The organism is Falsiroseomonas sp. (assembly GCF_051860665.1).
Classification (GTDB): Bacteria; Pseudomonadota; Alphaproteobacteria; order Acetobacterales; family Acetobacteraceae; genus Falsiroseomonas.
In genome coordinates this window covers 49,895-75,487 of the sequence record NZ_JBHYDM010000007.1, presented here as the reverse complement: position 1 = coordinate 75,487, position 25,593 = coordinate 49,895, and the positions used below count along the sequence as shown (strand labels likewise).

General features: G+C 71.3%; 28 protein-coding genes. 15 read left to right on the top strand and 13 right to left on the bottom strand.

Annotated elements, in window-relative coordinates; all coding sequences use genetic code 11:
- Positions 1 to 14: 14 nt before the first annotated feature.
- The 3 genes from ACTIF1_RS09775 to ACTIF1_RS09765 are packed head-to-tail and all read right to left on the bottom strand — an operon-like array spanning position 15 to position 3,435.
- Entirely contained in the window at positions 15 to 1,331 is a 1,317-nt protein-coding gene (locus ACTIF1_RS09775; RefSeq protein WP_439596214.1) for an aminotransferase class III-fold pyridoxal phosphate-dependent enzyme, read from the bottom strand.
- Positions 1,328 to 2,593 (bottom strand): NAD(P)/FAD-dependent oxidoreductase, encoded by a 1,266-nt coding sequence (locus tag ACTIF1_RS09770; RefSeq protein ID WP_439596213.1) that lies wholly within the window; start codon positions 2,591 to 2,593, stop codon positions 1,328 to 1,330. Before ACTIF1_RS09770 ends, ACTIF1_RS09775 begins: the two co-directional genes overlap by 4 nt.
- On the bottom strand, positions 2,590 to 3,435 hold the full coding sequence (locus tag ACTIF1_RS09765; protein WP_439596212.1) for a GntR family transcriptional regulator: 846 nt from the start codon (positions 3,433 to 3,435) through the stop codon (positions 2,590 to 2,592). The genes ACTIF1_RS09770 and ACTIF1_RS09765 overlap by 4 nt, the downstream gene beginning before the upstream one ends.
- A gap of 124 nt (positions 3,436 to 3,559) precedes the next feature.
- Here ACTIF1_RS09765 and ACTIF1_RS09760 point away from each other — a divergent pair, with 124 nt between their 5' ends.
- From ACTIF1_RS09760 to ACTIF1_RS09730, 7 genes are all read left to right on the top strand, one after another.
- Entirely contained in the window at positions 3,560 to 4,672 is a 1,113-nt protein-coding gene (locus tag ACTIF1_RS09760) for a C45 family autoproteolytic acyltransferase/hydolase (protein WP_439596211.1), read from the top strand.
- Positions 4,669 to 6,210, top strand: coding sequence for an ABC transporter substrate-binding protein (locus ACTIF1_RS09755; RefSeq protein WP_439596210.1), 1,542 nt, complete (start codon positions 4,669 to 4,671; stop codon positions 6,208 to 6,210). Before ACTIF1_RS09760 ends, ACTIF1_RS09755 begins: the two co-directional genes overlap by 4 nt.
- The gene (locus ACTIF1_RS09750) at positions 6,207 to 7,151 is read left to right on the top strand and encodes an ABC transporter permease (protein ID WP_439596209.1); all 945 of its coding nucleotides are present in this window, start codon (positions 6,207 to 6,209) and stop codon (positions 7,149 to 7,151) included. The genes ACTIF1_RS09755 and ACTIF1_RS09750 overlap by 4 nt, the downstream gene beginning before the upstream one ends.
- A complete protein-coding gene (locus tag ACTIF1_RS09745; protein WP_439596208.1) occupies positions 7,148 to 7,951 on the top strand; it encodes an ABC transporter permease in 804 nt (267 codons plus the stop codon). The genes ACTIF1_RS09750 and ACTIF1_RS09745 overlap by 4 nt, the downstream gene beginning before the upstream one ends.
- Positions 7,948 to 9,531 carry a dipeptide ABC transporter ATP-binding protein gene (locus tag ACTIF1_RS09740; RefSeq protein WP_439596207.1) on the top strand — a complete coding sequence of 528 codons (1,584 nt, stop codon included), beginning with the start codon at positions 7,948 to 7,950 and terminating at the stop codon, positions 9,529 to 9,531. Before ACTIF1_RS09745 ends, ACTIF1_RS09740 begins: the two co-directional genes overlap by 4 nt.
- Positions 9,532 to 9,608: 77 nt before the next feature.
- The gene (locus tag ACTIF1_RS09735) at positions 9,609 to 10,580 is read left to right on the top strand and encodes a Bug family tripartite tricarboxylate transporter substrate binding protein (RefSeq protein ID WP_439596206.1); all 972 of its coding nucleotides are present in this window, start codon (positions 9,609 to 9,611) and stop codon (positions 10,578 to 10,580) included.
- Between the two features lie 69 nt (positions 10,581 to 10,649).
- Entirely contained in the window at positions 10,650 to 12,275 is a 1,626-nt protein-coding gene (locus ACTIF1_RS09730) for a LysM peptidoglycan-binding domain-containing protein (RefSeq protein ID WP_439596205.1), read from the top strand.
- Here ACTIF1_RS09730 and ACTIF1_RS09725 read toward each other — a convergent pair.
- Positions 12,206 to 12,634, bottom strand: a complete 429-nt coding sequence (locus tag ACTIF1_RS09725) for a hypothetical protein (protein ID WP_439596204.1) — start codon at positions 12,632 to 12,634, stop codon at positions 12,206 to 12,208. The two genes, ACTIF1_RS09730 and ACTIF1_RS09725, sit on opposite strands and share 70 nt — an antisense overlap.
- 45 nt (positions 12,635 to 12,679) lie before the next feature.
- On the opposite strand from ACTIF1_RS09725, the gene ACTIF1_RS09720 reads away from it, so the two are divergent.
- The 5 genes from ACTIF1_RS09720 (at position 12,680) to ACTIF1_RS09700 (ending at position 16,011) form a co-directional block, all read left to right on the top strand.
- The gene (locus tag ACTIF1_RS09720) at positions 12,680 to 13,387 is read left to right on the top strand and encodes a phosphatidylserine decarboxylase (RefSeq protein ID WP_439596203.1); all 708 of its coding nucleotides are present in this window, start codon (positions 12,680 to 12,682) and stop codon (positions 13,385 to 13,387) included.
- On the top strand, positions 13,384 to 14,256 hold the full coding sequence (locus ACTIF1_RS09715; protein WP_439596202.1) for a CDP-alcohol phosphatidyltransferase family protein: 873 nt from the start codon (positions 13,384 to 13,386) through the stop codon (positions 14,254 to 14,256). Before ACTIF1_RS09720 ends, ACTIF1_RS09715 begins: the two co-directional genes overlap by 4 nt.
- Before the next feature lie 53 nt (positions 14,257 to 14,309).
- Positions 14,310 to 14,594, top strand: a complete 285-nt coding sequence (locus ACTIF1_RS09710) for a DUF427 domain-containing protein (protein WP_439596201.1) — start codon at positions 14,310 to 14,312, stop codon at positions 14,592 to 14,594.
- A gap of 143 nt (positions 14,595 to 14,737) precedes the next feature.
- Positions 14,738 to 15,589: a c-type cytochrome gene (locus ACTIF1_RS09705; RefSeq protein WP_439596200.1), complete on the top strand. Its 852-nt coding sequence runs from the start codon at positions 14,738 to 14,740 to the stop codon at positions 15,587 to 15,589.
- An 8-nt stretch (positions 15,590 to 15,597) separates the two neighbouring features.
- Positions 15,598 to 16,011 (top strand): protein-tyrosine phosphatase family protein, encoded by a 414-nt coding sequence (locus ACTIF1_RS09700; RefSeq protein ID WP_439596199.1) that lies wholly within the window; start codon positions 15,598 to 15,600, stop codon positions 16,009 to 16,011.
- Positions 16,012 to 16,015: 4 nt separating this feature from the next.
- Here ACTIF1_RS09700 and ACTIF1_RS09695 read toward each other — a convergent pair whose 3' ends face one another.
- From ACTIF1_RS09695 to ACTIF1_RS09670, 6 genes are all read right to left on the bottom strand, one after another.
- Complete coding sequence (locus ACTIF1_RS09695) at positions 16,016 to 16,189, bottom strand: hypothetical protein (RefSeq protein ID WP_439596198.1); 174 nt, start codon at positions 16,187 to 16,189, stop codon at positions 16,016 to 16,018.
- A 25-nt stretch (positions 16,190 to 16,214) separates the two neighbouring features.
- Positions 16,215 to 17,141 (bottom strand): DMT family transporter, encoded by a 927-nt coding sequence (locus tag ACTIF1_RS09690; RefSeq protein WP_439596197.1) that lies wholly within the window; start codon positions 17,139 to 17,141, stop codon positions 16,215 to 16,217.
- 131 nt (positions 17,142 to 17,272) lie between these two features.
- Positions 17,273 to 17,812, bottom strand: coding sequence for a hypothetical protein (locus tag ACTIF1_RS09685; RefSeq protein ID WP_439596196.1), 540 nt, complete (start codon positions 17,810 to 17,812; stop codon positions 17,273 to 17,275).
- Entirely contained in the window at positions 17,809 to 19,044 is a 1,236-nt protein-coding gene (locus ACTIF1_RS09680) for a CaiB/BaiF CoA transferase family protein (protein ID WP_439596195.1), read from the bottom strand. The genes ACTIF1_RS09685 and ACTIF1_RS09680 overlap by 4 nt, the downstream gene beginning before the upstream one ends.
- Positions 19,041 to 19,802, bottom strand: a complete 762-nt coding sequence (locus ACTIF1_RS09675; protein ID WP_439596194.1) for a CoA-transferase — start codon at positions 19,800 to 19,802, stop codon at positions 19,041 to 19,043. The genes ACTIF1_RS09680 and ACTIF1_RS09675 overlap by 4 nt, the downstream gene beginning before the upstream one ends.
- Positions 19,799 to 20,629 (bottom strand): CoA transferase subunit A, encoded by an 831-nt coding sequence (locus ACTIF1_RS09670; RefSeq protein ID WP_439596193.1) that lies wholly within the window; start codon positions 20,627 to 20,629, stop codon positions 19,799 to 19,801. The genes ACTIF1_RS09675 and ACTIF1_RS09670 overlap by 4 nt, the downstream gene beginning before the upstream one ends.
- Positions 20,630 to 20,723: 94 nt before the next feature.
- Between ACTIF1_RS09670 and ACTIF1_RS09665 the strand changes: the two genes are divergently transcribed.
- The 3 genes from ACTIF1_RS09665 (at position 20,724) to ACTIF1_RS09655 (ending at position 22,594) form a co-directional block, all read left to right on the top strand.
- The gene (locus ACTIF1_RS09665) at positions 20,724 to 21,275 is read left to right on the top strand and encodes a GNAT family N-acetyltransferase (protein WP_439596192.1); all 552 of its coding nucleotides are present in this window, start codon (positions 20,724 to 20,726) and stop codon (positions 21,273 to 21,275) included.
- Positions 21,276 to 21,324: 49 nt separating this feature from the next.
- Positions 21,325 to 22,023 carry a DUF3047 domain-containing protein gene (locus tag ACTIF1_RS09660; RefSeq protein ID WP_439596191.1) on the top strand — a complete coding sequence of 233 codons (699 nt, stop codon included), beginning with the start codon at positions 21,325 to 21,327 and terminating at the stop codon, positions 22,021 to 22,023.
- A 61-nt stretch (positions 22,024 to 22,084) separates the two neighbouring features.
- A complete protein-coding gene (locus ACTIF1_RS09655) occupies positions 22,085 to 22,594 on the top strand; it encodes a flavin reductase (protein WP_439596190.1) in 510 nt (169 codons plus the stop codon).
- Here ACTIF1_RS09655 and ACTIF1_RS09650 read toward each other — a convergent pair.
- The 3 genes from ACTIF1_RS09650 to ACTIF1_RS09640 are packed head-to-tail and all read right to left on the bottom strand — an operon-like array spanning position 22,591 to position 25,579.
- Positions 22,591 to 23,415: a carbohydrate ABC transporter permease gene (locus ACTIF1_RS09650; protein WP_439596189.1), complete on the bottom strand. Its 825-nt coding sequence runs from the start codon at positions 23,413 to 23,415 to the stop codon at positions 22,591 to 22,593. The two genes, ACTIF1_RS09655 and ACTIF1_RS09650, sit on opposite strands and share 4 nt — an antisense overlap.
- Before the next feature lie 5 nt (positions 23,416 to 23,420).
- Positions 23,421 to 24,323, bottom strand: coding sequence for a carbohydrate ABC transporter permease (locus ACTIF1_RS09645; RefSeq protein ID WP_439596188.1), 903 nt, complete (start codon positions 24,321 to 24,323; stop codon positions 23,421 to 23,423).
- Positions 24,317 to 25,579 carry an ABC transporter substrate-binding protein gene (locus ACTIF1_RS09640; RefSeq protein ID WP_439596187.1) on the bottom strand — a complete coding sequence of 421 codons (1,263 nt, stop codon included), beginning with the start codon at positions 25,577 to 25,579 and terminating at the stop codon, positions 24,317 to 24,319. Before ACTIF1_RS09640 ends, ACTIF1_RS09645 begins: the two co-directional genes overlap by 7 nt.
- Positions 25,580 to 25,593: the final 14 nt, after the last annotated feature.

Sequence of the window (25,593 nt, the reverse complement as noted above, 5' to 3'; positions counted from 1 at the left end):
CCCTTTTTGCTGGGTCAGGCCTCGGCCCGCAGGGCGTCGCGGATGGTCTGGGCGATGCGGTCGATCTCCGCAGGGGCCAGGATCAGCGGCGGGGAGAGCACCAGCATGTCGCCGGCCGCGCGCACCAGCACCCCGGCCGCGAAGCAGCGATCGGCCACCGCCGGGCCGCGGGTGCCGCCGCGGGGGGCCAGCTCGATGGCCCCCAGAATGCCGATGGTGCGGATATCCACCACATGCGGCGCGTCGCGCAGCGCGTGGATCGCGGCGGCGAAGGGCTGCGCCATGGCGGCGGCATTCGCGAAAATGCCGTCCTGCTCATAGGTCTCCAGCGCCGCCAGGCCGGCGGCGCAGGCCAGCGGGTGGCCGGAATAGGTATAGCCGTGGAACAGCTGCACCGCTTCCGGCGGGCCGGCCATGAAGGCCTCGTAGATACCGGCGGAGACCAAGGTGGCGCCCATCGGCACGGCGCCATTGGTCAGCCCCTTGGCGCAGGCGATGAGGTCGGGGGTGACCCCAAAAGCCTGGCTGGCGAAGCAGGTGCCGAGGCGGCCGAAGCCGGTGATGACCTCGTCGAAGATCAGCAGGATGCCATTCTTCGTGCAGATCTCCCGCAGCCGTTCCAGGTAGCCGAGCGGGGGCGGGTAGACGCCGCCCGAGCCAGTGACGGGCTCGACGATCACCGCCGCGACGGTGGAGGGATCCTGCACCGCCAGCAGCGCCTCCAGGCTTTCGGCATACTCCGCGCCCACCGCGGGACGGCCGTCCGGAAAACCCATGCGCGAAGAATCGTAGGGCAGCGGCAGGTGGTACACGTCGGGCAGCAGCGGCCCAAAATCCCGCTTGTGGCGGCCGATGCCGCCGACCGAGAGGCCGCCGAAGCCGACGCCGTGATAGGACTTGGCCCGGCCGATCAGCTTGGTGCGGCCGCCCTCCCCACGCACCCGATGATAGGCGCGGGCGATCTTCAGCGCGCTGTCCACCGCCTCGCTGCCGGAATTGCTGAAGAAGACATGGTCCAGCCCCTCCGGCGCCGCGGCGGTCAGGCGCTCGGCGAAGGCGAAGGCGCCGGGATGGCCCATGCGGAAGGAGGAGACGAAGTCGAGCTGCCCCGCCGCCGTGCGGATCGCCTCCGTGATGCGCGGATGGCCATGGCCGGCATTGACGCACCAGAGGCCGGCCATGCCGTCCAGCACCCGGCGCCCGCCGGATTCGAGGTAGTGCATGCCCTCCGCCCCCACGAAGAGCATCGGCGCCTCCCGGAAGGCGCGGGCGGCGGTGAAGGGCATCCAGTAGGATTCGGACAGCGCATTGGGGCGCGGATGGACGGTCATGCGGGGCTCCGGGGTGTGGACCGCTCCAGCCGGTCCCGCAGGCGGAACCAGACGCTGCCGGCGGCGGCATAGATTTTCTTCAACTGGTGCAGCGGGATGGGGCGGAGGGGCTCGACGGGCGGCAGGGCCAGGCTTTCGCCGCCCATCAGCACCGTGGCGAGCTCCGGCCCCGTGGCGGTGCACCAGGCGATGCCCTTGCCGTTGCAGCCGATGGTGGCGAAGACGCCGTCATCCAGGGCGAAAAGCCGCGGCAGCCGGTCCAGCGTGATCGCCACCTGCCCGCCCCAGCCGAAATCGAGCGGCGCCTCGGCCAGCCGGGGATAGAGCCGAGCCAGCATGTGGCGCTGGGTGGCGAAGTCGCCCAGGTCGCGCGGCGCCCGCAGCCGGCCCTTGCCGCCCACCACCAGCCGCCCGTCGCGGTCCGCCCGGAAGTAGCGCAGCACGCGGCGGGTGTCGGAGACCACGGGCATCCGCGCCGGCACCGCGCCGGGCTGGGTTGCGACCTGGAAGCTCCAGACCGGAATCAGGGTATCCGCGAGCCCCGGCCAGAGGTCGCCGGCCAGCGCATTGGTGGCGATCAGCACGCGCCGGGCGCGCAGATGCCCCGTCGAAGTCTCCATCCGCCAATCCGCGCCCTCGCGCCGGATGGCAGTGGCGCGGGCGGGGGCGTGGATCACGGCACCGGCCGCCATGGCCGCGCGGGCCAGGCCGCGGGCATAGGACAGCGGCTGCACCCCGCCGCCCCCGGCATGGAACCAGCCGCCGAGATAGGCCTCCGTCCCCGTCAGCATCGCCGCCTCGGCGCGGGACAGCCAGTGGACGGGCGCGCCCTGGCGGCGCCATTCGGCCAGCCGCGCGGCCATCGCCTCCAGCGCCGCCGGCGTATCGCCGAGCTGCGCCCAGCCGTTCTGCGCCGCATCGCAATCGATGCCGTGGCGGGCGATCAGCGCGAAGGTCTCGGTGGCCGCGCGGGCGCCCAGCGCATGCATCGCCGCGCCGCGGGCCGGCCCATAGACCGCGACGGCATCGGCCACGTCATGCTTGAAACCGGGGATCACCTGCCCGCCATTGCGGCCGGAGGCGCCGGCGCCGGGGGCCTCCGCCTCCAGCACCGTCACCGCCACGCCGCGCTCGGCCAAAGCGAGGGCGGTGGAGAGGCCGGAATAGCCGGCGCCGATGATGGCGACCGTGGTCTCCGCCGGGCCGCGCAATGGCGCGAGGATGGGCGCCGGCGCGGCGGTTGCCTCCCAAAGGGACTTCACGGCTTGCCTCGCAGCCGCACCAGTTCCGCCGTCAGCGCCAGGGCACAGGACAGATGCTCGGCCAGCAGGCGGGAGGCGCGCGGGCGGTCATCCGCCTCCAGCGCATCGAGGATCGCCAGGTGCTCCGTCGCATTCTGCCGCACGCGGCCGGGGCCGAGCACCCAGCCGTAATTGGTCAGGCGGCGCAGCTGGTTGTGCTGTTCCGTCGCCGCCTGGAAGAAGCGGTTGCCGGAGGCTGCGACGATGCCGAGGTGGAAGGCGGCATTCAGCTCGAAGAATTCGACCGCGCGGGAATCCTGCCACGCCTCCTCCAGGAACAGCTGGTGCCCCTCCCGCATCTCCTTCGCGAAGCCCCTGGGCAGGGCATAGCCGGGTTCCAGCAGGGCGGCGGGTTCCATGACGATGCGGAAGCGATAGGCGGCATCGCGCTCGGCAGGGGTGGCGAGGTCAGGCGCAAAACGCCAGCCATGGCCGCGGTTGCGGCTGACGATGCCCAGCTCCTCCAGCCGCCGCAGGGCGCGGCCGAGATCGCCGCGGGCGGCGCGCGTGTGGCGCTGCAGCTCCGCCTCCGTCATCGAATCCGGCAGGCGGCCGGCGGCGCGGTCGCGGGCGATGCCGACCATCAGCGCCGCCACCGGATCCTCCGCCTGCGGCTGCGGGATCGGCGCCTGGGCATCGCGCAGCACCAGCGTGCGACCGCGCTGTTCCACGCTGCCGGCCGCGGCCAGCACCGCCAGCGCGCCGCGGATCGGGGTGCGGGAGACGCCGAGCTTGGCCGCCAGCGCATCCTGCCGCAGCGGCGTACCGGGCTGCGCGCCTTCCTGCGCCAGCAGGTCCAGCACGGCGCGGGCCAGGTCGTGATGCAGGGTCGGGGTCGGTTCCAGGGGGCGCTCTTTTCGCTTGCGGGGCGTAATCTGCCGCCCTACCGTATTTTCCGCAACCAAAAACCAAATGGAGTGCCCGGGCTTGGCCACACCCGCCCCGCTGATCGAGGTTTCCGGCCCGCCGCGCGAACGTGGCCGGCAATACGGGGCGCAGGCTTCCGCCCGGATCCGCCTCGGCATCGCGCATTATTCCGAGCAGCTCGGCGCCACCGGCCTGGATACCGCCGGCATCCGCGAGATCGCCCTGTCCTTCGAGCCGCAGATCGCCCGCTTCGACGCCGATATGGCGGAGGAGATGCGCGGCATCGCCGAGGGGGCCGGCCTGCACCCCGCGGATATCCTGCTGCTGAACGCCCGCACCGAAATCCTGAAGCTGGCCAAGCGGAGAAAGGATCCGGACCCCGATGGCTGCACCGGCGTGGTGGCGCTGCCGGGCATCACCGCGGATGGCAAGCTGATCCATGCCCAGAACTGGGACTGGAAGCTGGAATGCGCCGAGACCGCGGTGGTGCTGAAGATCCGCCGCGAGGACGGGCCGGATGTGCTGACCTTCACCGAGGCCGGCGGCCTGGCGCGCTCCGGCATGAATGCCGCCGGCATCGTGGTGACGGCCAACTACCTGGAAAGCGACCGTGACTATCGCAGCGCCGGCGTGCCGCTGGCGCTGATCCGCCGCAAGGCGCTGATGGCGGGCCAGCTCGCGGTGGCCATGCATGCCGTCTACACCACGGCGAAATCGGCCTCGAACAACATGATCGTCAGCCATGCCGGCGGCATCGCGATCGATTTCGAATGCGCCCCGGATGAGAGTTTTCAGGTGCATCCGGACAACGGGCTGTTGGTGCACGCCAATCACTGGGTCTCGCCGGTGGCGCTGTCGAAGCTCCGCGACACCGGCATCCTGGCGACGCCGGACAGCCTCTACCGGGATCTCCGCGTGCGCGACCTGCTGGCCCCCCTGCGCGGCCGCATCACGGTGGAGGACGTGAAGGCCGCGCTCTTCGACGACTACCAGAGCCCCTGGTCCGTCTGCCGCCCGCCGCGCCCGAATCTGTCCAACAACCTCTCCGCCACCGTCGCCCAGGTCGTGATGGTGCCGGCGGAGGGGGTGATGGAGGTGGCGATGCTGCCGGCGCTCGATCGCCGCTTCACCACCTATCGCCTGGAACCCCAGCCCCTGAGGAGCGCCGCATGAAGTTCTTGGCACTCGGCCTCGCCGCGCTTCTGGCGGCGACGCCCGTGGCCGCGCAGGAAACGCTGCTGCGCGCGCGGCTGAATTCGGACATCCGCTCCACCGACCCCGGCACCAATCGCGACGCCAATACCGATGCGGTGGTGCTGCATGTGGTGGAAGGCCTCGTCGCCTACCGGGAAAACACTTCGATCGGCCCGCTGCTGGCGGAGCGCATCGACATCGCCGATGACGGCCTCAGCTATACCTTCACCCTTCGCGACGGCGTGCGCTTCCACAATGGCGCGGTGCTGACCTCGGCCGATGTGAAATTCGCCTGGGACCGCTATCTGCGGCGCGAGACCAACTGGCGCTGCCTGCCGGAGTTCGATGGCCGCGGTGCCACGAAGATCACGGGCATCGAGACGCCGGATGCGCGCACCGTCATCTTCCGCCTGGAACGGCCGAGCGCGCTGTTCCTGGCGAATATGGCGCGCGCCGATTGCGGCGGATCCGGCATCTGGCACCGCGATTCGCTGAATGCCGATGGCAGCTGGAACACGCCCATCGGCACCGGCCCCTTCCGCATGGGCGAATGGCGCCGCAACCAGTTCGTGGAGGTGACCCGCTTTCCCGACTACAGCGCGCGGCCAGGCGAGGTGGATGGCTATACCGGCAACAAGACCGCCCATGTGGACCGCGTCCGCTGGCTGGTGATCCCCGACGCCTCCGCCGCCAAGGCCGCGCTGCTCTCTGGCGCCATCGACATCAACCCCGATATCGCCAACCAGGATCTGGAGGAGCTGCGCGCGCGGCCGGATATCCGCATCTCGGCCACCACCACCATGGGCATGATGGCGCTGCTGATGCAGACGCGCGATCCGCTGCTACAGGATGTGCGCATCCGCCGCGCCATCGCGCTGACGCTGGACTATCCGGAGCTGGTGCGCGCGCTGTCGGACGGGCAATCCACCTACAACCCCTCCGTCATCCCAACCGCCAGCGGCGCGCATGGCGCCGTGCAACAGCAGGGGTTCTCGCGCAACCTGGATGAGGCGCGGCGGCTGCTGCGCGCCGCGGGCTATCGCGGCCAGACCATCCGCATGCTGACCACGCGGCGCTACAATTCCCTGCTGGAAATGGCGACGCTGACCCAGGCCATGGCGCAGGAAGCCGGCCTCAATATCGAGTTCGAGGTGCTGGACTGGGCGACGCAGCTGGATCGCTACACCCGCGGCGACTACCAGATGATGGCCTTCACCTATTCGGCACGTCTCGATCCGTCCCTGTCCTTCGAGATGGTCTCCGGCCCCAAGGCGACGCAGCCCCGCAAGGTCTGGGACAATGCGGAGGCACTGGCGCTGCTGCAGCAGAGCATGGAGGTGACGGACCCCGCCCGGCGCCAGGCCCTGTTCGATGAGCTGCATCGCCGCTTCCTCGCGGAAGTCCCGATGATCGTGCTCTACAACGACGCGAATATCGCCGCCCATCGCGTCGGCCTGACCGGCTACCGGTCCTGGGCCACCGGCCAGCCGCGCTTCTGGGGCGTCCGGCTCCCGTGATCGGCTATGCCGCGCGGCGGTCGCTCGCCGCGATCCCGACCCTGCTGCTGGTCGCGATCGCGGTCTTCCTGCTGATGCGCCTGATCCCGGGCGATCCCGCGCAGCTCATGCTGGGCGATGCCGCCTCGGCCGAGGAGGTGCAGGCGCTGCGGCGGAGCATGGGGCTGGAGGCGCCGCTGCCGCTGCAATTCCTGCATTGGGCGGGCGCGGCACTCGGCGGCAATCTCGGCCGCTCCATCACGAATGGGGAGGCGGTGCTGCCGCTGATCCTATCCCGCTTCGGCGTCACCGCCGCCATCGTGCTGCTGGCGGTGGCCCTCGCCACGTTCATCGCGGTGCCCATGGGCATGCTTGCGGCCTGGAAGCAGAACCGCGCCACCGACCTCGCGGTCGTCGCCTTCGCCACGCTGATGCTCTCCATCCCCTCCTTCTGGTTGGGGCTGATCCTGCTGCTGGTCTTCGGCGTGAAGCTGGGCTGGCTGCCTGTCGTGGGTTTTGTCAATTTCACCGAGGATTTCGGGGCCGCGCTTGCCTATATCGTGCTGCCGGTGGCCACCCTGGTTCTGATCGAGCTCGGCGGCATGACGCGCATGGCGCGAGCCGCCACCATCGACGTGCTGCGGCTGGATTACATCAGCCACGCCCGCGCCAAGGGTCTTTCGGAATTCACGGTCATGCGCCGCCACGCGCTGCCCAATGCCTTCGCGCCGACGCTCACGCTGATCGGCCTCGTGCTCGGCAATCTGCTCGGTGGCATCGCGGTGATCGAGACGGTCTTCACCCTGCCCGGCCTGGGTCGCCTGCTGGTGGAGGCGATCTTCCAGCGCGACTATCCCGTGGTGCAGGGCGTGATGCTCTTCGTCGCGGGCATCTATGTGGTGGTGAATCTGCTGGTGGACCTCGCCTATCCCATCTTCGATCCGCGCGTGACCGCCGAATGAAACTTCGTGCCAACCTGGTCGTCGGCAGCCTGCTGCTCGCGCTCGTCACCGCCATCGCCGTCACCGCCGCCTTCTGGACGCCCTATGGTCCCCGCACGGTCAATCTGCGCCGCCGGCTGAACCCGCCCTCCGATCTGCACTGGCTCGGCACGGATGAATTCGGCCGCGACGTTCTCTCCCGCCTCATGGTCGGCGCCGAGACCAGCCTGACGGTCGCCGCCGTCACCGTGCTCGTCGCCATGGCCATCGGCGTCACCATCGGCCTGCTCGCCGGCTTCTTCCGCGGCTGGGTGGATCGCGCGCTGATGGCGCTGAACGATGCGCTGCTGGCCTTCCCCGGCATCCTGCTGGCGCTCGGCCTGCTGACCGTCATCGGCCCCTCCAAATGGGGCATCGTGCTGGCGTTGGGCCTGGCCTATGCGCCCGCCGTGGCGCGCGTCGTGCGCGGCTCGGTGCTGTCGCTGCGGGAGCGCGAATTCATCGAGGCCTCCCGCGCGCTCGGCAATTCAGAGCTCTATACGCTCTGGCGGCATGTGCTGCCGAATTGCGTCTCGCCGCTCACCGTGCTCGCCACCTCCATGTTCGGCTGGGTGATCCTGTCCGAAAGCGCGCTGTCCTTCCTCGGCCTCGGCGTGCCGCCGCCGGCGCCGAGCTGGGGGAACATGCTCTCCACCGCGCGACCCTTTCTCGAATCCGCCACCTGGCTCTCCATCGCACCGGGGGTGATGATCGCGCTCTGCCTGCTCGGCACCAATCTGCTCGGCGATGCGCTGCGCGACCTGCTGGACCCGCGGACATGACCGAGCTTTTGCGGATCGACCGGCTGCGGATCGGCGCAAAGCCCGATTTCACCGCGGTGCAGGACGTGTCCTTCACCGTGGCGCCGGGCGAGATCCTGGCGCTGGTCGGCGAATCCGGCTCCGGCAAGACCGCCACCGCGCGCGCCGTCATCGGCCTGTTGCCGCCGGGCCTCACGGTCACCGGCGGCAGCATCACCTTCGACGGCAAGCCGCTGGATGCAGCCAGGATGCGCCCGCTGCGCGGCCCCGGCATCGGCATGGTCTTCCAGGAGCCGATGACCTCGCTGAACCCGGCGCTGCCGATCGGGCTGCAGATGTCCGAAGGCCTGGCGCTGCACACGAAGCTGCGCGGCGCCGAGATCACCAGGGCCTGCGAGGCGATGCTCGCCCGCGTCGGCATCGCCGACCCCGCCGCCTGCCTGCGCGCCTATCCGCACGAATTCTCGGGCGGCATGCGCCAGCGCATCATGCTCGCCTCCGTCATGCTGCTGCGGCCCAAGCTGCTGATCGCGGATGAGCCGACCACGGCGCTGGATACGCTGACGCAGGCGGAGGTGCTGGACCTCATGGTCGCGCTGACGCGGGAACAGGGCAGCGCCGTGCTGCTCATCACCCACAACCTCGGCCTCGTGGCGCGCTACGCCGACCGCGCGCTGGTGATGCGCCGTGGCCGCATCATCGAACAGGGCGCCGCCCGCGCGCTGCTCGCCGCGCCGCAGGAAAGCTATACCCGCGCCCTGGTGGATGCCCTGCCCCGCCGCGGCCCACCGCCGCCCTTGCGCGCGCCCTCCGAACCGCTGTTGCAGGCGCAGGCACTGACCGTGGATTTCGCCGGCCGCCGCCGCTTCTTCACCCGCGGCCGCGCCGTGCAGGCGGTGCGCGGCGTCGATCTCGCCATCCATGCCGGGGAGGCGGTGGCGCTGGTCGGCGGCTCCGGCTCCGGCAAGACCACGCTGGGCCGCGCGCTGCTGCGGCTGGTGGACCCCAGCGGCGGCCGCATCCTGTTCCGTGGCCAGGACATCTCCCGCCTGAAGGGCGCGGCGCTGCTGCCCTTCCGCATGGCTTGCCAGATCGTCTTCCAGGACCCCTATTCCTCGCTCGATCCGCGCATGCGCGTGGCGCAGATCGTGGCGGAGCCGCTGCGCCACCTGCCGCGGCTGAGCCCCGCCGAGCGCGACCGCCGCGTCGCCGCGATGTTGGACCAGGTGGGCCTGGCCGGCTTCGGCGCGCGGCATCCGCATGCGCTCTCGGGCGGCCAGCGCCAGCGCGTCGCCATCGCGCGCGCCCTGGTGCGGGACCCGGATTTCGTCATGGCGGATGAGCCGGTCTCGGCGCTGGACATGACCATCCAGAAGCAGATCCTGACCCTGTTGCGGGAGCTGCAGCAGGCGCGCCGCTTCGCCTGCCTCTTCATCTCCCACGACCTGGCCGCGGTGGGGGAAATCGCGGACCGCGTGGTGGTGATGCAGAACGGGCTGGTGGTGGAGGAAGGCGACCGCGACGCGGTCTTCGATGCCCCCCGCCATGCCTATACCCGCGCCCTGCTGGAGGCGGCGCCGCGACTCGAAGCCCTGGTCTGATTGCCGGCACGGGCCGCAGGCGATAAGGCGAAGCGACGAGGTGGCCGCACGAGCCGCCCGCATGGGGAATCGCCAAGATGATGCTGCACCGCCGCGGCCTGCTGGCTGCCGCCCTCGCCAGCGGGCTCACCGCGCCCGCGCTGGGACAGACCTGGCCCGACCGGCCGCTGCGCCTCATCGTGCCCTTCCCGCCCGGCGGGTCGAATGACATCATCGCGCGCCAGCTGGCGGAGGCGCTGCGCGAGCGGCTGGGCCAGCCCGTGCTGGTGGAGAACCGCGCCGGCGCCGGCGGCAATGTCGGCGCCGATTCGGTGGCCAAGGCCGCGCCGGATGGGCTGACCCTTCTGCTGACGGCGCCCGGCCCGCTCGCCATCAACGAACACCTGTTCCGCAGCATCCCCTTCAACCCGCAGCGCGACTTCGCCCCGGTGGCGCTGGTCGCCAGCGTGCCGATCGTGCTGATGGTGACGAATGGCCTCGCCGCGCGCTCGGTGGCGGATCTGGTGGCGCTGGCGAAGCGGGAGCCGGGGAAGCTCGCCTTCGGCTCCTCCGGCAATGGCAGCACCAACCACCTGGCGGGGGAGCTGTTCAAGTCCATGGCGGGCATCGAGATCGTGCACGTGCCCTATCGCGGCGCAGCGCCGGCAATGACGGATCTGGTCGGCGGCCAGATCCAGATGATGTTCGACAATATGCCCGCCGCCCTGCCGCAGCTGCGCGGCGGCCAGGTGCGCGGCCTGGCGGTGGCCGGCGCGCAGCGGGCGGAGGCGGCGCCGGACCTGCCGACGGTGGCCGAATCCGGCCTGCCGGGCTTCGAGGCGGAAGCCTGGTTCGGCCTGGTGGCCCCGGCCGCGACGCCGGAGGCGGTGCTGCAGCGTCTGCAGGCGGTCTGCGGCGAGGCCCTGGCCGATGCCGCGCTGCGCGCCCGCTTCGCGCAGGGCGGCGCGGTGCCCGGCGCCCGGCTCGGCGCGGCCTTCGCCACCTTCCTGGCGGAGGAGCGCGCCAAGTGGGGCCGCGTGGTTGCGGCTTCCGGCGCACAGGCCAACTGACTTCCGCATGGGAGGCCGGATCTCCGGCACCAGGGCGCTTGTGCCGACACGGCATCACGTCCTAGTTACATGAGCATGACGACCAGCGGGCGCGCCCTCCTGATCGTGGTCGTGGTCGGTGCCGGCCTCGCCACTTTTGTTGCCAGCCGGTTCGTCCGCCACGAGCCGATGCAGGATGCCGCGACGCGCCCGGCGGCCGCGCCGAGCGCCCCGGCCGCCGCGCCGGCGCCCGTGGCCGCGCCGGCGCCGGTCGCGCCGCCCGTCGCCGCGGCCACCACTCCCGCCACACCGCCGGCCGCGCCCACTCCCGCGCCGGAGCCGCCGCGCTTCGATGTCGTGCGGGTCGGCGCGCGCGGTGGCGTGGTCGTCGCCGGCCGCGCCGCGCCGGGGGCGGAGGTGATCCTCCTCGAGGATGGGCGGGAGATCGGCCGCGCCCGCGCCGATGCGCGCGGCGAATGGGTGATCCTGCCGAACGACCCGCTGCGGCCCGGGCCGCACCAATTCTCCCTGCTCGCCCGCATCGGCGGCACGGAGCTCGCCGGCCCCGATATGGTGGTGGTGGTGGTGCCCGAGCCCACCGCCGTGGCTGAGGCCCCGCGCCCCGATCCGGCCGAGGCTCAAGCTCAGGCGCAAGCGCAGGCCGAAGCCGCGCGACTGGCGGCGGCGGAAGCGGCGGCGCGGGCAGAGCAGGCGGCGCAGCGCGAGGCCGCCGCCGCGGCGGAGGCCACCGCCCGCGAGGCCGCGCGCCAGGCGGAGACGGCGGCCCAGGCCGAAGCCGCCGCCCGGACGGAGGCCGCTTCCCGCGCCGAGGCGGCGCTGCGGGCCGAGCGCCTGGCCCAGGCCGAGCAGCTGGCCCAGGGGGAGCGCGCGCAGCGCGAGGCCGCCGCCGCCCAGGCCGAAGCCGCCGCGCGCGAGGCGGCCCGCCGGGCCGAGGAGGCCGCGCGCGCCGAGGCCCTCGCCCAGGCCGAGGCCGCGCGTCGCCAGGCGATGGCGGAACAGGCGGCGCGCGATGCCGCCCGCGCCGCGGAAGCCACCGCCCAGGCGGAGGCCGAGACCCGCCGGCAGGCCCAACTCCAGGCCCGGATCCAGGCGCAACCCCCGGCACCGGCCGCGCCCGAGGCGCCGCCGGCGAGGCCCCTGGTGGTGCTGCTGCCGCCAGCCGATTCAGCGCCCGCCCGCGTGCTGCAGGGCCCGGCCGCGCCCTCGGGCCATGCGCTGGGGCTGGAGGTGGTGGACTACACGGATGCCGGCGCCATCCGCTTCGCCGGAACCGCGACGCCGGGCACCGCCATCCGCGTCTATGTGAACGATCGCCATGCCGGCGATGCCCAGGCCGATGCGGAAGGCCGCTGGTCCATGGCGCCGGAGGAGAATGTGACGATCGGCCGCCACCGGCTGCGGGTGGACCAGCTGGCCGCCAATGGCGCCGTCTCCGCCCGCATCGAGCTGCCCTTCCAGCGCGACCAGCTGCCGGAAGGCAGCGTGCAGGAAGGGCGCGTGGTGGTGCAGCCGGGGAACAACCTGTGGCGGCTGGCGCGCGCCGCCTATGGGCGCGGCATCCGCTACACCGTCATCTTCGAGGCCAACCGGGACCAGATCCGCAATCCGAACCTGATCTTCCCGGGTCAGGTCTTCACGCTGCCGGTGCCTTCGGCGCCGCTTGCCATCCCGGCCGATTCCAGCCGGTCCAGATAGGGGTCCAGCGCCAGGGCGAAGCCCACCATGGCGCTGACCAGGGTGGTGGCGGTGATGGCGCCATGCAGGTCCACCGCCGCCTCCAGCCGCACCTTGTGATCCGGCATCAGCCGCAGCCGCCAGCCCTGCGGCAGCTCGCCCGGCATCTCCTCCAGCGCCGCGAAGGCGCCGGACCGCGCCTCCGGCCGTTCCGCCGTATAGGGCACCCAGCCCGCCTGTGCCGCGAGGTTGATCTGCCCATCCACCAGTGAGGCCTCGCAGCCGCGGCCGCGCCAGGCGAAGCGCAGGGCATGGTCCTTGATGGCCGAAAGCGAGCCGTCGAGCGCGACCAGGAAGGGTCCGTGCGGAAGGTGGTCCATGGATGCATGTTGTCCGGGAAGGATGAACATACCATAACCGGGCGCATGAGCCTGATCTCCAGCGTCCGCCTCGTCGTCGCCAAGCCGCATCCGGCCGGGCGCCCCTTCATCTATGGCGGCCTTGCCGTCGCCGTGATCGGCGGCCTGCTGCTCGGCGGCTGGCTGTTCTGGCCCGGCGTGATCTTCACGCTGTTCTGCCTTTACTTCTTCCGCGACCCGGAACGGGTGCCGCCGGCCCGCGGCCAGGTGGTGCTGGCCCCGGCGGATGGCCGGGTGGTGCTGGCTGGCATGGCGGTGCCGCCGGAGGAGCTGGGCCTCGGCCCCGCCGCGCGCTACCGGATCTGCATCTTCCTCTCCGTGCTGGACGTGCATGTGAACCGCATGCCGGTGGATGGCGCGGTCACCCGCATCGCCTATCGCGCCGGCGCCTTCCTGAATGCCAGCCTGGACAAGGCCAGCGTGGACAATGAGCGCAATGCGCTGGCCATCCGCATGCCGGATGGCCGCGACGTGGCGGTGGTGCAGATCGCCGGCCTGATCGCGCGCCGCATCCTCTGCCATGTGCGGGAAGGCGACCAGGTGCAGGCGGGCGACCGCTTCGGCATCATCCGCTTCGGCAGCCGCACCGATGTCTACCTGCCGGAGGGCAGCCGCCCCCTGGCGCAGATCGGCCAGCTGATGATCGGCGGCGAGACGGTGGTGGCGGAGCTGCTGCCCATGTCGGCCTCCACCCCCTCGGCACCGCCGGCATGAGCGGGGAGCAGGGCCTGCCCCCGGAGACGCCGCGCATCGGGCGGCTGCGTCGCTTCCGCCCGCGCAGCCGGCCGCGCTTCGAGGGCCTGTCCTTCAACCGGCTGATCCCGAATATCCTGACCATGCTCGGCCTCTGCGCCGGGCTGGTGGCGATCCGCGCCGCCATCGAGGACCGCTTCGCGCTGGCCGCCGCGCTGATCGTGGTGGCGGCGGTGATCGACGGGCTGGACGGCCGCCTGGCGCGGCTGCTGAAGGCCACCTCCCGCTTCGGCGCCGAATTCGACAGCCTGGCGGATTTCCTGTCCTTCGGCGTGGCGCCGGCCATGGTGCTGTACCTGTGGTCGATGCATACGGTGGGGCCGCTGGGCTTCGTGCCCTGCCTGCTGTTTGCCGTCTGCTCCGCCCTGCGGCTGGCGCGCTTCAATGCCTCGCTGGATATCGGCCCGGCGCCGAAGCCGGCCTATGCCTACAACTTCTTCACCGGCGTGCCGGCCCCGGCGGGCGCCGGCTGCGCCCTGTTCCCGCTGTTCGGGGCACTGGCCTTTTCCGAATGGGGCTGGCTGAACACCGGCGCCGCGATCCGCCACCCGATCCTGGTGGGCACGGTGCTGGTGGTGGTGGGCGTGCTGATGGTGAGCACCCTGCCGACCTGGTCCTTCAAGAATTTCCGCGTGCCGCGCTTCATGGTGCTGCCGCTGCTGCTCGGCGTCGGGCTCTATGTCGCGCTGCTGGTGGCGGAACCCTGGGCGGCCCTGGCGGCGGGCGGGTTGATCTATCTCGGCATGCTGCCCTTCTCCATGCGCTCCTATATCCGGCTGAAGCAGGACGCCGAGTCCGACAGCACGGCGGAGGCCCCCGCCACACCTTGACGCCGCCGCGGCCCGGGACATGTCCCCGGGGTAGCCGGCAGAGGGGTTCGGACATGGCGCGCGCGATCTGGAACGGCACGGTGGTCGCGGAAAGCGACCGCTACGAGGTGGTCGAGGGCAATGTCTATTTCCCGCCCGCTTCGGTGCGGCCCGACCTGCTCCGCCCTTCCTCGAAAACCACGGTCTGCGGCTGGAAGGGCCTGGCGCGCTACCATGACGTGGTGGTGGACGGGCAGGTGAACCCGGCGGCCGCCTGGTATTACCCCGAGCCGAAGGCCGCGGCGGCCGGCATCAAGGACCATATCGCCTTCTGGCAGGGCGTGCGCATCGAACGCTGAGCGGTCCCCTCACGCAATCGTTCAGGCCGCCGTGGCGCCTCGCGCGGTTCTTGGGGCAGGCGAGACGCGCCCGGCCGCTTGCCGCTGCCCTGCCACTGGGGCAGGTTTTGCACCGGGATCGTATCATCCGGGGGAAGTTGTTCATGCGTGTCTCGCTGCGCGCCGCCGCCGCTGCGGTTGGCCTGCTGGCTTGCGGCCTGGGGCCGGCGCTGGCGCAGGATGCGGCGCTGCTGGAGCGTGGCCGCCACCTGGTGGAAGTCACCGGGGCCTGCGGCAATTGCCACACGCCCATGGGCCCCCAGGGGCCGATCCCCGGCAAGACCCTGGCCGGCGGCTCGGTCTTCGACGAGCCGCCCTTTCGCGCCGTCGCCCCCAATATCACCCCGGACCCGGAGACAGGCATCGGCCGCTGGACCGATGCGCAGCTGGCGCGCGCGATCCGGGAGGGCATCCGCCCGGATGGCCGGCTGATCGGCCCGCCCATGCCGATGACGCTGTATCGAGGCCTTTCGGATCGCGACGTGGCGGCGATGGTCGCCTGGCTCCGCACCGTGCCGCCGGTGGAGAACCGGGTGGAGCGCAGCGTCTATCGCATCACCCTGCCGCCGGCCTATGGCCCGCCCATCGCCAGCGTGCCGGAGCCCGCGGACAATCCGGTGGCCCGCGGCGAATACCTCGCCAATGCCGTCGCCCACTGCATGGAATGCCACACGCCGATGCTGCCCACCGGGCAGAACGACCGCACGCGGCTCGGCGCCGGGGGCATGGAATTCCGCGGGCCCTGGGGCATCTCCGTGGCGCCGAACCTGACGCCGCATGCCAATGGCCTCGGCGGCTGGACCGATGCGCAGATCATCCGGGCGGTGACGCAGGGCATTTCGGCCAGCGACCGGCCGCTGTCGCCGCCGATGGCTTTCTGGGCCTATCGCAACATGACGCAGCAGGAGCTTTCGGACCTCATCGCCTATCTGCGCAGCCTGCCGCCCCAACCCTGAGCCGGATCGTGACGGTGCGCGGGCGGCTGCCGCTGGTGGTGGCCGGGCGAGAGGTGACCATCACCGGCGGGCCTTTCGACTCCATCCCGGACGGCGCCTTCGGCGTCTGCCTGGAGATGGACGCGCAAAAAGCCTGGCTGGCCGATGTGAAGCTGCCCACCGCCGATTTCGGCCTGCCGGACCCCACCGCGCTGCGCCAGGCGGTGGGCGAGGTGCTGCGGCAGCTGGAGGCGGAGCCGGAGCGCCCGGTGCATATCGGCTGCCGCGCCGGCGTCGGCCGCACCGGTCTGTTCATGGGCTGCCTGGCCAAGGCGGCGGGCGTGCCGGGCGATGCGCTGGCGCATGTCCGCGCGCATTACCTGCCGCATGCGGCGGAGACCGCGGCGCAGGAAGCCTTCGTGCGGGATTTCCGCTGGCCCTGAGGGATCAGGCGTAGAGGTCGAGCAGCCGCTGCGGCACACCCGCGGCGGCGGCGGCGGCCACCCAGGCGGGTTCCGGCTTCGGCGCCGCGCCCTGTTCGGGCTTGGCGGGATCGATGTTCTTCTTCGCGCGCGCCACATCGGTGCAGTCGCGGCAGGGATAGCCGTTGACGATCTCCATGCGCGCGATGCTCGCAGGCCAGGCCTCAACCGGGGGTGAAGACCCGGCGCAGGAGCCGCCCGTCGATCGCCAGCAGGCCGAGGCCGATCACGGCCATGCCGGCCAGGTGCCGCGGCGCCAGCGCCTCATCCAGCACCAACCAGCCCAGGAGCAGAGCGGTGACCGGCACCAGCAGCGTCACCAGCATGGTGTTCGTCGCGCCGGCGCCGGCCAGGATGGCGTAGAACAGCGCATAGGCCAGCGCGGTGGCCAGCAGCCCCAGCGCGAGCAGCGCAGCCACGGCCTCCATGGGCGGGGTGGGCAGGGCCCAGGGCCGGTCGAAGCCGAGCGCCAGGGGCAGCATGAGGAGGCTGGAGGCCAGGCACTGTCCCGCCGCCGCCGGCAGCGGCGCCAGTCCGGCGCGCTTCACCCGGCGCGACCAGACACCCGAAATTCCATAGGAAAGGCAGGCGCCGAGGCAGAGCGCGATGCCCAGCGCCTCCCCCGCCGCGCCACGGCCGAAGCTGGCCGGCCCGGCCAGGATCGCAACCCCCGCCAGGCCGAGCAGGGTGCCGAGCAGCCGGTTCGGCTTCAGCTTCTCGTCCGCGGTCAGCCAATGTGCGGCCAGCACCGCGAAGACCGGGGTCGCCGCATTCACCACCGCCGCGAGGCCGGAGGGGATGTGCTGCTGGCCCAGCACGATCAGGGTGAAGGGAATGGCATTGTTCAGCAGCCCCATCCCGGCGCAGGCGATCCAGGCCTGCCGGGTGGCGGGCAGCCGCAGGCCGAGGATGCGGCAGGCCAGCGCCAGGGTGATGGCGGCCAGCGCCACGCGCGCCAGCACGATGGTGAAGGGCGGAAAGCCGCGCAGCGCGACCGCCATGAAGAAGAAGGACCCGCCCCAGATGATGGAAAGCGCCAGCAGCAGGGCCCAGAGGCGGGCGGTCATCGGGCCGATCGGGGGGGCGGACATGGCGGCTGGATAGGCCGCGGCGCAGGGGTGGCGCCATCCGGCTATTGCGCGGGTCTGCCGCGCGCCCCCCTCACCCCGACGGCGCACCGCGCCGGCCCTCTCCCCCCGGCTGGGGGGAGAGGGCTTTTGCATCAGGCGAAGCCGAAGCGCTCGGTCGCGGCCGTCTGGCGGGCGATGGCCTCGGCCGTCTGCTGGCGGATCGCCTCGGGGCCGGCGGAGAGGTCGGCCACCAATTGGTAAAGCCGGCGTTCCGCGGGGGCGCCGCGATGCACGCCGGGGGTGACGTAGAAGGGCGCCGCCTCCGTCACCTGGGCGATCTCGGCGGCGGTCAGCGAGGCATCGGCCGGGGCCCGCTTCACATACCACTGCCGCAGCAGCACCGGGGTGCCGTCCAGCAACGCCAGGGCCCCCTGGTTGCCGTGATCGAGGCGCCAGCGGTCGGAGGTCACCTCCTCCAAGCAGATGTTCATGTCGAGCCCGGCCACCTTGGCCTGCCACAGCGTGCAGCCGGCCTTGCGGCCGGTGGCCGCCGGGCGCAGCCGCGGCTTGGCGCGGGCGGGGATGGACTTGTCGTCGAAGGCGGCGGCCCAGAGGGCGAGCAGCCGCTCGATCTCGGCCGGCTGCTCGATGGCGCGCAGGCTGCGCGGCGGTTCTGCTCTCGTCGTGCTCATGTCCGGCGTGCCGCCACAACAATTCCCTTCGCTTTCAACGCATCCACCTCCTCCGCCGCGAAACCGTGGCGGGCGAGGATCTCATCGCCATGTTCATTGAAGCGGGGCGGGGCGGCGCGGGTGCCGCCGGGCGTCCGGCTCATCTTGATCGGCGTGCCGAGGCCCCGGTAGCTGCCAAGCTCCGTGACCATCTGGCGATGTGCGGTATGGGGCGCATTCATCGCCTCGTCCACATGCATCACGGGCCCGGCGGGCACGCCGGCCTTCAGCAGGCGGTCGCAGAGCGCATGCCCATCCTCCGCCGCCAGCCGCGCTTCCAGTATTTCCGTCAGGGTATCGCGGTGGGTGAGGCGGTCGCCATTGGTCTTGAAGCGTGGATCGTCCGGCAGGCTGTCCAGCGACAGGAAGTTGCAGACTTTTCTGAATGTCGGATCGTTGCCGACGGCCAGGAAGATCTCGCAGGTCTTGGTACGGTACTTCGAATAGGGCGAGATGTTCGGGTGCGGATTGCCCGTGGCCTTCGGGCGCTTGTCGTTCAGGAAGTAATTGGCGGCCTGGGGGTGCAGCAGGGCCATGCCGCAGTCATGCAGGGACATGTCCAGGAACTGGCCCTGGCCGCTTTTCGTGCGTTCCTGCAGCGCCATCAGGATGGCGATGGCGGAGTAGAGCCCGGTGGCCAGGTCGACGATCGGCGTGCCCATGCGCAGCGGGCCGGTGGTCTCATTGCCGTTGATGGACATGAGGCCGACCATGGCCTGGATCACCGCGTCATAGCCCGGCAGGGCGCCGAGCGGCCCATCCGGGCCGAAGCCGGAGACGCGGCAATGCACCAGCTTCGGAAACCGCTTGGACAGGACATCGGCATAGCCCATGCCCCATTTCTCCATGGCGCCGGGCTTGTAGTTCTCGATCAGCACATCGGCGCCATCGAGCAGGCGCATCAGCACCTCCCGCCCCTCGGGCTTGCCGAGGTCGAGCGCGAGGGACTTCTTGTTGCGGTTCACGCCGATAAAATAGCTGGCGGAGCCCTCCACGAAGGGGGGGCCCCAGTCGCGCACCTCGTCGCCCTGCGGCGGCTCGATCTTCACCACCTCCGCCCCGTGGTCGGAGAGGATCATGGTGCAATAGGGGCCACCGAGGACGCGGGTGAGGTCGATGACCTTGAGGCCGGCGAGCGCGCCGGGGGAGAGGGCCAGGCCCTTGCCCTGGGTCACGGGAAGCGCATCGGTCATGCCGCCAATTTCCTGTCGAACACGCGGGCACAGAACTCCGGATAGGTTTCCAGCATCTCGTCGCAGATCGGGCCGCGCAGCAGCGCCAACTCGGCCTCCGTCGGATCGGGGGTCTGCGGCACGTCGTCGGCCGCGTCGAAGTCGAAGCCGGTGGCGGCGCGGATGCTGTCGACCGTCTCGCCCGGATGGAGGCTGGCGAGCGAGAAGCGGGCGCGCTCCGGGTGGAACGCAAAGACGCATTTGCCGGTGACCAGCGCCTGCGCCGTGCCGCGCCGGAAAACGCCGGGCTCGGAGACGCCGGGGGCCGAGATATTGTCCACCTGCGGCACCAGCACGCGGGGCGAGTGTTCCTCCCGGAACAGGATGGTGCGCGGCGTCATGAAATACATGAAGGCGCTGCCGAAGCTGCCGGGGAAGCGCACGCCCCCTTGGGGAGATCCTCCCGGCCACTCGCCGGTGCCCACTAGGTTCAGGTTCGCCTTCCCGTCGATCTGCCCGCCGCCCAGGAAGAACAGGTCGATCCGCCCCTGCCCGGTCAGGTCGAACAGTTCGCGGGAGCCTTCGGAGAAGGGATTGCCCGTGCGCTTGTGCAGCAGGGAGAGGCGCACCGGGTGGCCCTGCTTCTTCACCAGCCAGCAGGCGGCCGCGGGGATCGGGCTGGCCGCGCCCACCGCGATATGCCGGGCCGGCGGCGCCGCCGGGTCCAGGATCAGCCGCGCGAGCGTGGCGGCGAGGCGTTCTTCGAGCTTGATGGTCATTCGGCAGCCGCCTGCGCCCGGGTGTTGAAGACGTAGCGGTCCAGGTATTCGGCGAAGCCGGCCTCGGTCTTGGCCAGGCGGGCGTATTCGGCGACGTGGGCGGCGTCGAAGGCGTATTCGTCCAGCAGCGCCACCGGCCAGGCGCCACGCTCGGCGACCGCCACCGCCTCGATATAGGTGCCGCTGATGACGCCGGGGGCCAGGCGCTCATCCTCCAGCATGTCGCCCGCGACCTGCCGCTCCACCGTGGCCAGCACGCGCTGGCTGGCATGGGCGAGCGTCGCGCATTCGCGGCGGCGGCCGACCCAGACATTGCCCGCCTCATCCGCCATCACGCCATGGATCAGCGCCACATCCGGGGAGAGCGCGGGCAGCAGCACGATGGGGTCGGACACGCCATCGCCCATCGGGTTCGGCACCACCTTCCAATCGGGGCGGTTTCGCAGAATGTCGCTGCCGATGATGCCGCGCAGCGGCATGAAGGGAATGCCCTTCTCCGCCGCCTGCAGCATGGAATGGATGGCCGGGCAGGTGGCGTCGCGCACCGTGATCTGGCCCGCCTTCAGCGCCGCCGTGAAGCGCGGCGCGAAGCCGGCCTCGCCGAGGGAGACGGCGCTGGTCTGCACCTCCGCCACGCAGCCGGCGCCGATCAGCAGGTCCGTCGCGAAGCCGGAGACCGGCACGCCGAGCAGCCGCAACCGCTTCGCGCCGCGCCGCACCAGGGCGCGGGCGAGCGCCACGGAGGGCAGCGAATTGTCGGGGGGAAGCGCCAGCAGCGCGCCATCCGGCACGGTGGCGGCCAGGCTGTCGGGTGTTTGAAGGGTCATGTGACGGTCCTCATTGCCCCCTACCTACGCCGGGTTGCCGCGAACGCGAAGGGGGCGGGTGGCAGGCCCGCCATGCCGGCAGTAGGATCGGGCCATGCATCTGCAAGGCCCCCGCCTCATCCTCCGCCCCCTGACACCGGAGGACCAGGCGGCCGTCTTCGCCCTGAACAGCGACCCGGCGGTGATGCGCCACTTCGCCGCGCCCATGACCCGCGACGAGAGCGATGCCTGGGTGGCGCGGCTGATCGCCCACCAGCAGACGCGTGGCTTTTCCTTCGGCGCGGTGGACCTGCCAGGGGCCGGCTGCATCGGCGTGGTCGGGCTGCTGGAGGTGCCCTGGCAGGCGCCCTTCACCCCGGCCGTCGAGATCGGCTGGCGCATCGCCCCCGCCCATCAGCGCCATGGTTTCGCGGAAGAGGCGGCGCGCCTCGCACTCGCCCATGGTTTCGGGCGGCTCGGCCTGGAGCGGATCGTGGCCTTCACCCCGCCGGTGAACGAACCCTCCTGGCGGCTGATGGAGCGGCTGGAAATGCAGCGGCAGGGCGATTTCGAGCATCCCCGCCTGCCGGAGGGGCACCGGCTGCGCCGCCATCTCTGGTACCAGGTCACCCGCGAAGCGTGGCTGGCCGCGCGCGGGCTGGACTGAACTCGGATATACCTTGTCTCACCCGCCAGATGGACGCAACTTCATCTGCATGACGCGTCCTGCCCTGGCACTGGCCCTGGCCTGCGCCGCCCCGCTGCTCATGGCCGCTGTCGCCCCCGGGCGGACGGCGCCGGAGCTCGAGCGGCTGGGATGGCGCAAGGTGCTGTGGCAGGGCATCCCGGCCGCCCGCTTCGAGGCGACGCCGAGCGGCGGCGTGCGGGTGCTCGGTAGTGGGGAGGCCGCCTTCCTCTACCGGTCCCTCTCCGGCGCCGCCGCCTGCCTCACCTGGCGCTGGCGCGTCGATGCCGGGCCGCCGGCCACCGACCTGACCCGCAAGGGCGGCGATGACCGGGCCATCTCGCTGACCGTGGGCTTCGCCGATTACGGCCCGAATGCCGGCATCGCGGCGCGGGCGCAGATGGCGGTGGCACAGGCTGTGGCGGGCGACCACCGGCTGCCGCGCAGCACGCTCTCCTATGTCTGGGGCGGCACCGGGCAGGAAGGCGCGGGCGGCTTCTTCGCCAGCCCCTATGGCCCCGCCATCGCCCGCGCGCGCGTCCTGCGCCCGGCCGGCAGCCCGCAGGGCCGCTGGATGGAGGAACGCGTGAATCTCGGCGCCGACTGGCGCGCGGCCTTCGGCGGGGCTGCCGTGCCGGCGCTGCAGGAGGTGGCGATCTCCACCGATGTGGACGATACGCGCAGCCGCATCGATGCGCAGGTCGAGGATATCCGCCTGGTCCCCTGCTGAACGCGGCTTCCCAATTCGCCGGTGGCGACCCATCTTGGGCGCGGATTGAAGGCGCGTGACCATGACGATGACGGTAAGCCGGGACGAATTTCGCGACGCCATGGCGCGGCTGGGGGCCGCGGTGAATGTGGTGACCAGCGCCGGCGCGGCGGGACGCGGCGGCTTCACGGCGAGCGCGGTCTGCAGCGTGACCGACGACCCGCCGACGCTGCTGGTCTGCCTGAACCGTGCCTCCTCCGGCAATGCGCTGCTGAAGGCCAATGGCGTGCTCTGCGTGAACACGCTGGCGGCCGGGCAGCGGCCGATCTCGGATGCCTTTGCGGGCGTCGGCGGGCTGAAGGGCGAAAGCCGCTTCGGCCATGGCGCCTGGTCCACCCTGGCCACCGGCGCCCCGGTGCTGGAGGAGGCGGCGGTGTCCTTCGACTGCGAGATCGCCGATGTGGTGGAGAAGGGCACGCATAGTGTGTTCTTCGCGGAGGTCCGCGCCATCCGCCAGGGCGCGCCGGGCCGCGCGCTGATCTGGTACGGCCGCGGCTACCATCCGGTGGGCCACGACCAGGTGGTGGGCTAGCCCTTTACCGCGCCCGCCGTCAGGCCGGAGACGATGCGGCGCTGGAAAACCAGCACCAGCGAGATCAGCGGCAGCGTCACGATGACGCTGGCGGCCATAATGCGGCCCCAGGGCAGTTCGAAGCTGCTGGAGCCGCTGATCAGTGCGATGGCGACCGGCACGGTCCGCATTTCATCCGTCAGGGTGAAGGTCAGCGCGAACAGGAACTCGTTCCAGGCGGCGATGAAGGCGAGCAGGCCGGTGGTCGCCATGGCCGGGCCCATCAGCGGCAGGAAGATGCGCGTCAGCACCACGAAGGGGCTGGCGCCATCCATCATCGCCGCCTCCTCCAGCTCGACCGGCATCTCGCGCATATAGGTGGTCAGCACCCAGACCGTGAAAGGCAGGGTGAAGATCAGGTAGCTCAGCGTCAGGCCGAAGAGGTTGTTGTAAAGGCCGAGCGCGCGGATCAGTTCGAACAGCCCCGACAGCACCGCTACCTGCGGGAACATCGAAACGCCGAGGATCACCAGCAGCAGGAAGCCGCGGCCGCGAAACTGCATGCGGCCCAGCGCGAAGGCCGCGGTGACGCCGAGGGCCAGCGACAGCGCGACGACGGAGCCCGCGACGATGACGGAGTTCAGGATGTTCCGCCCAAAGGGCTGTTCGCGGAAGACGGCGGCGTAGTTCGACCATTGCGGGGCGCTGGGCCAGGCCTCGACGCGGAACAGCGCGGCGCCGTCCTTCAGCGAGGAGACGATGGCCCAGTAGAAGGGAAAGACCGTGTAGGCGACGATCGCCAGCACCAGCAGGAAGAAGCCGGCGCGGCCAAGGATCCGCATCGGCTTCATTTGCCCGGCTCCCCGCCGAGCCGCACGCGGCCCAGCGTGATGAACAACGCGGTGACCACGGCGATCACCAGGAACAGCCCGGTGGCGGCGGCGGAGCCGTAGCCGACATCCTGGAAATCGACGAGCTGCTGCCGCGCATAGACGGACATGGAGGCAGTGGCGCGGCTATTGCCGGTCAGCACGTACATCAGGTCGAAGACCCGCAGCGCATCCAGCGTGCGGAAGATGATGGCGACCATCAGCGCCGGCCAGATCAGCGGCAGGGTGATGCGGAAGAACTGTCCCACGGGTCCCAGGCCGTCGATCTCCGCCGCCTCGTACAGTTCGTCCGGCAGCAGCTGCAGCGCGGCCAGCGTCAGCAGCGCCATGAAGGGCGTGGTCTTCCAGACATCCACGGCGATGACGGCGGCCAGCGCGGTGGAATAGTTCGCCGTCCAGGCGCGCGGCTCCGCGATCAGGCCGATGCCCATCAGCATTTCGTTGATGACGCCGTACTGGTCGTGCAGCATCCAGCCCCACATCTGGGCAGAGACCACGGTGGGGATCGCCCAGGGAATCAGCATCGCCGCGCGCAGCACGCCGCGGCCGCGCATCTTCGCATTCAGCACCAGCGCCACGATGATGCCGAGCAGCGTCTCTAGCGTCACCGACACGCCGGCGAAGACCAGCGTGTTGCGCACCGCCACCCACCATTCGGGATCGCGCGCGAGCCAGAGGTAGTTCTCCAGCCCGATGAAGCGGGTTGCGCCCATCTCGTCCAGCCGGGCATCGGTCAGCGAGAACCAGATGGTGCGCCCCAGCGGCCAGCCGGCGACGGCGGCGATGGTGACCAGCACGGGCAGCAGGAACAGCCAGGCCGAGCGGCGGCGCTGCTGCTGGATCGTTCCCGATCTTACCATTGCCCGTCCCGCCCGATGCGCGCGAGGTTGCGCTCCAGCCGATCCAGCGCCGGCGCGGCCTGCATCTGCCCGGCCAGCACGGCATGCACCGCGTTCCAGAATTCGGCGGAGACCTGGTTGTAGCGACGGCCCGTCACCGCCGAGGGGCGCGGCACGGCGTTCGCGAAACTCTCGTAGAGATCGCCGAAGAAGGGATTGGCCGCCAGCACCTCGGCATCCTGGTAGAGCGGGCGCAGCGCCGGGTTGAAGCCGCCCGCGATGGCGCGGCGCTTCTGCTCCGCCGAGCTGGTCAGATAGCGGATCAGCGCGATGGCCTGTTCCGGATGGCGCGAATGGCGGGAGACGGCGAGCTGCTCGCCGCCGAGCGTGGCGCTGTGCTGGCCCTCCGGTCCTCCGCGCGGCAGCAGCGCCACGCCCACCTGGCCGCGCACCACGCTGTCCTCGGCATTCAGCAGCGGCCAGGCATAGGGCCAGTTGCGCATGAAGACGGCATTGCCGGATTGGAAGACGCCGCGCGCATCCTCCTCGGCATAGTTCAGCACGCCGCGCGGGGTGATGGTGCCGACCCAGCCGGCCGCCTGGCGGATGGCGGCCACGGCCTGCGGCGTATTGACGGTGACCTTGCCATCCGGGTCGACGATGCGGCCGCCGCCATGGCTGTGCAGCCATTCCAGCGCATTCACCGTCAGCCCTTCATAGGCGCGGCCCTGGAAGACGTAGCCCCACATGCGGTCGGCGCCGGCCGCGCGTTCCGCCTGCATGATGAAGGCGGCGGTCTCGGTCAGCTCGGCCCAGGTCTCAGGCACGGCGCGCCCGTGTTTTTCCAGAAGGTCGCGCCGGTAGTAGAGCACGCCCGCATTGGTGAACCAGGGCAGCGCCACCAGCCGGCCCGCCACCGTGTTGTTCTCGATCAGCGCGGGGAAGACGGGCTCCAGCTCCGCGGGCGGCACATGCGGCGCGAGGTCCAGCAGGTTGCGGCCCAAAATGCCGGGCCAGACGACGTCGAGCTGCAGCACGTCGAGATCCGCGGAGCCGGCCGAGAGAAGCTGCTGGTACAGCGCCAGCCGCTCCGTGCTGCCGCTCGGCGTGGAGACCAGCTGCACCTGGTTGCCCGTCTCCCGCGCCCAGGACTCGGCGGCCTCGCGGCACATCTGGAACTCGACACCGACCGCGCCGCAGGAGATGGCGAGGGTGACCTGCGCCTGCGCGGGCGCGGCGAGCAGTAGCGCCAGGATGGCGGCGATCAGCCGGATCAAAATCCCCCCTCCCC

Coding starts and splice junctions, on each gene's coding strand:
- ACTIF1_RS09775 (WP_439596214.1), bottom strand. CDS start 1,331: ATGACCGTCCATCCGCGCCCCAATGCGCTGTCCGAATCCTACTGGATG.
- ACTIF1_RS09755 (WP_439596210.1), top strand. CDS start 4,669: ATGAAGTTCTTGGCACTCGGCCTCGCCGCGCTTCTGGCGGCGACGCCC.
- ACTIF1_RS09745 (WP_439596208.1), top strand. CDS start 7,148: ATGAAACTTCGTGCCAACCTGGTCGTCGGCAGCCTGCTGCTCGCGCTC.
- ACTIF1_RS09740 (WP_439596207.1), top strand. CDS start 7,948: ATGACCGAGCTTTTGCGGATCGACCGGCTGCGGATCGGCGCAAAGCCC.
- ACTIF1_RS09735 (WP_439596206.1), top strand. CDS start 9,609: ATGATGCTGCACCGCCGCGGCCTGCTGGCTGCCGCCCTCGCCAGCGGG.
- ACTIF1_RS09730 (WP_439596205.1), top strand. CDS start 10,650: ATGAGCATGACGACCAGCGGGCGCGCCCTCCTGATCGTGGTCGTGGTC.
- ACTIF1_RS09725 (WP_439596204.1), bottom strand. CDS start 12,634: ATGGACCACCTTCCGCACGGACCCTTCCTGGTCGCGCTCGACGGCTCG.
- ACTIF1_RS09720 (WP_439596203.1), top strand. CDS start 12,680: ATGAGCCTGATCTCCAGCGTCCGCCTCGTCGTCGCCAAGCCGCATCCG.
- ACTIF1_RS09715 (WP_439596202.1), top strand. CDS start 13,384: ATGAGCGGGGAGCAGGGCCTGCCCCCGGAGACGCCGCGCATCGGGCGG.
- ACTIF1_RS09710 (WP_439596201.1), top strand. CDS start 14,310: ATGGCGCGCGCGATCTGGAACGGCACGGTGGTCGCGGAAAGCGACCGC.
- ACTIF1_RS09705 (WP_439596200.1), top strand. CDS start 14,738: ATGCGTGTCTCGCTGCGCGCCGCCGCCGCTGCGGTTGGCCTGCTGGCT.
- ACTIF1_RS09695 (WP_439596198.1), bottom strand. CDS start 16,189: ATGGAGATCGTCAACGGCTATCCCTGCCGCGACTGCACCGATGTGGCG.
- ACTIF1_RS09690 (WP_439596197.1), bottom strand. CDS start 17,141: ATGTCCGCCCCCCCGATCGGCCCGATGACCGCCCGCCTCTGGGCCCTG.
- ACTIF1_RS09685 (WP_439596196.1), bottom strand. CDS start 17,812: ATGAGCACGACGAGAGCAGAACCGCCGCGCAGCCTGCGCGCCATCGAG.
- ACTIF1_RS09680 (WP_439596195.1), bottom strand. CDS start 19,044: ATGACCGATGCGCTTCCCGTGACCCAGGGCAAGGGCCTGGCCCTCTCC.
- ACTIF1_RS09675 (WP_439596194.1), bottom strand. CDS start 19,802: ATGACCATCAAGCTCGAAGAACGCCTCGCCGCCACGCTCGCGCGGCTG.
- ACTIF1_RS09670 (WP_439596193.1), bottom strand. CDS start 20,629: ATGACCCTTCAAACACCCGACAGCCTGGCCGCCACCGTGCCGGATGGC.
- ACTIF1_RS09665 (WP_439596192.1), top strand. CDS start 20,724: ATGCATCTGCAAGGCCCCCGCCTCATCCTCCGCCCCCTGACACCGGAG.
- ACTIF1_RS09660 (WP_439596191.1), top strand. CDS start 21,325: ATGACGCGTCCTGCCCTGGCACTGGCCCTGGCCTGCGCCGCCCCGCTG.
- ACTIF1_RS09655 (WP_439596190.1), top strand. CDS start 22,085: ATGACGATGACGGTAAGCCGGGACGAATTTCGCGACGCCATGGCGCGG.
- ACTIF1_RS09650 (WP_439596189.1), bottom strand. CDS start 23,415: ATGCGGATCCTTGGCCGCGCCGGCTTCTTCCTGCTGGTGCTGGCGATC.
- ACTIF1_RS09645 (WP_439596188.1), bottom strand. CDS start 24,323: ATGGTAAGATCGGGAACGATCCAGCAGCAGCGCCGCCGCTCGGCCTGG.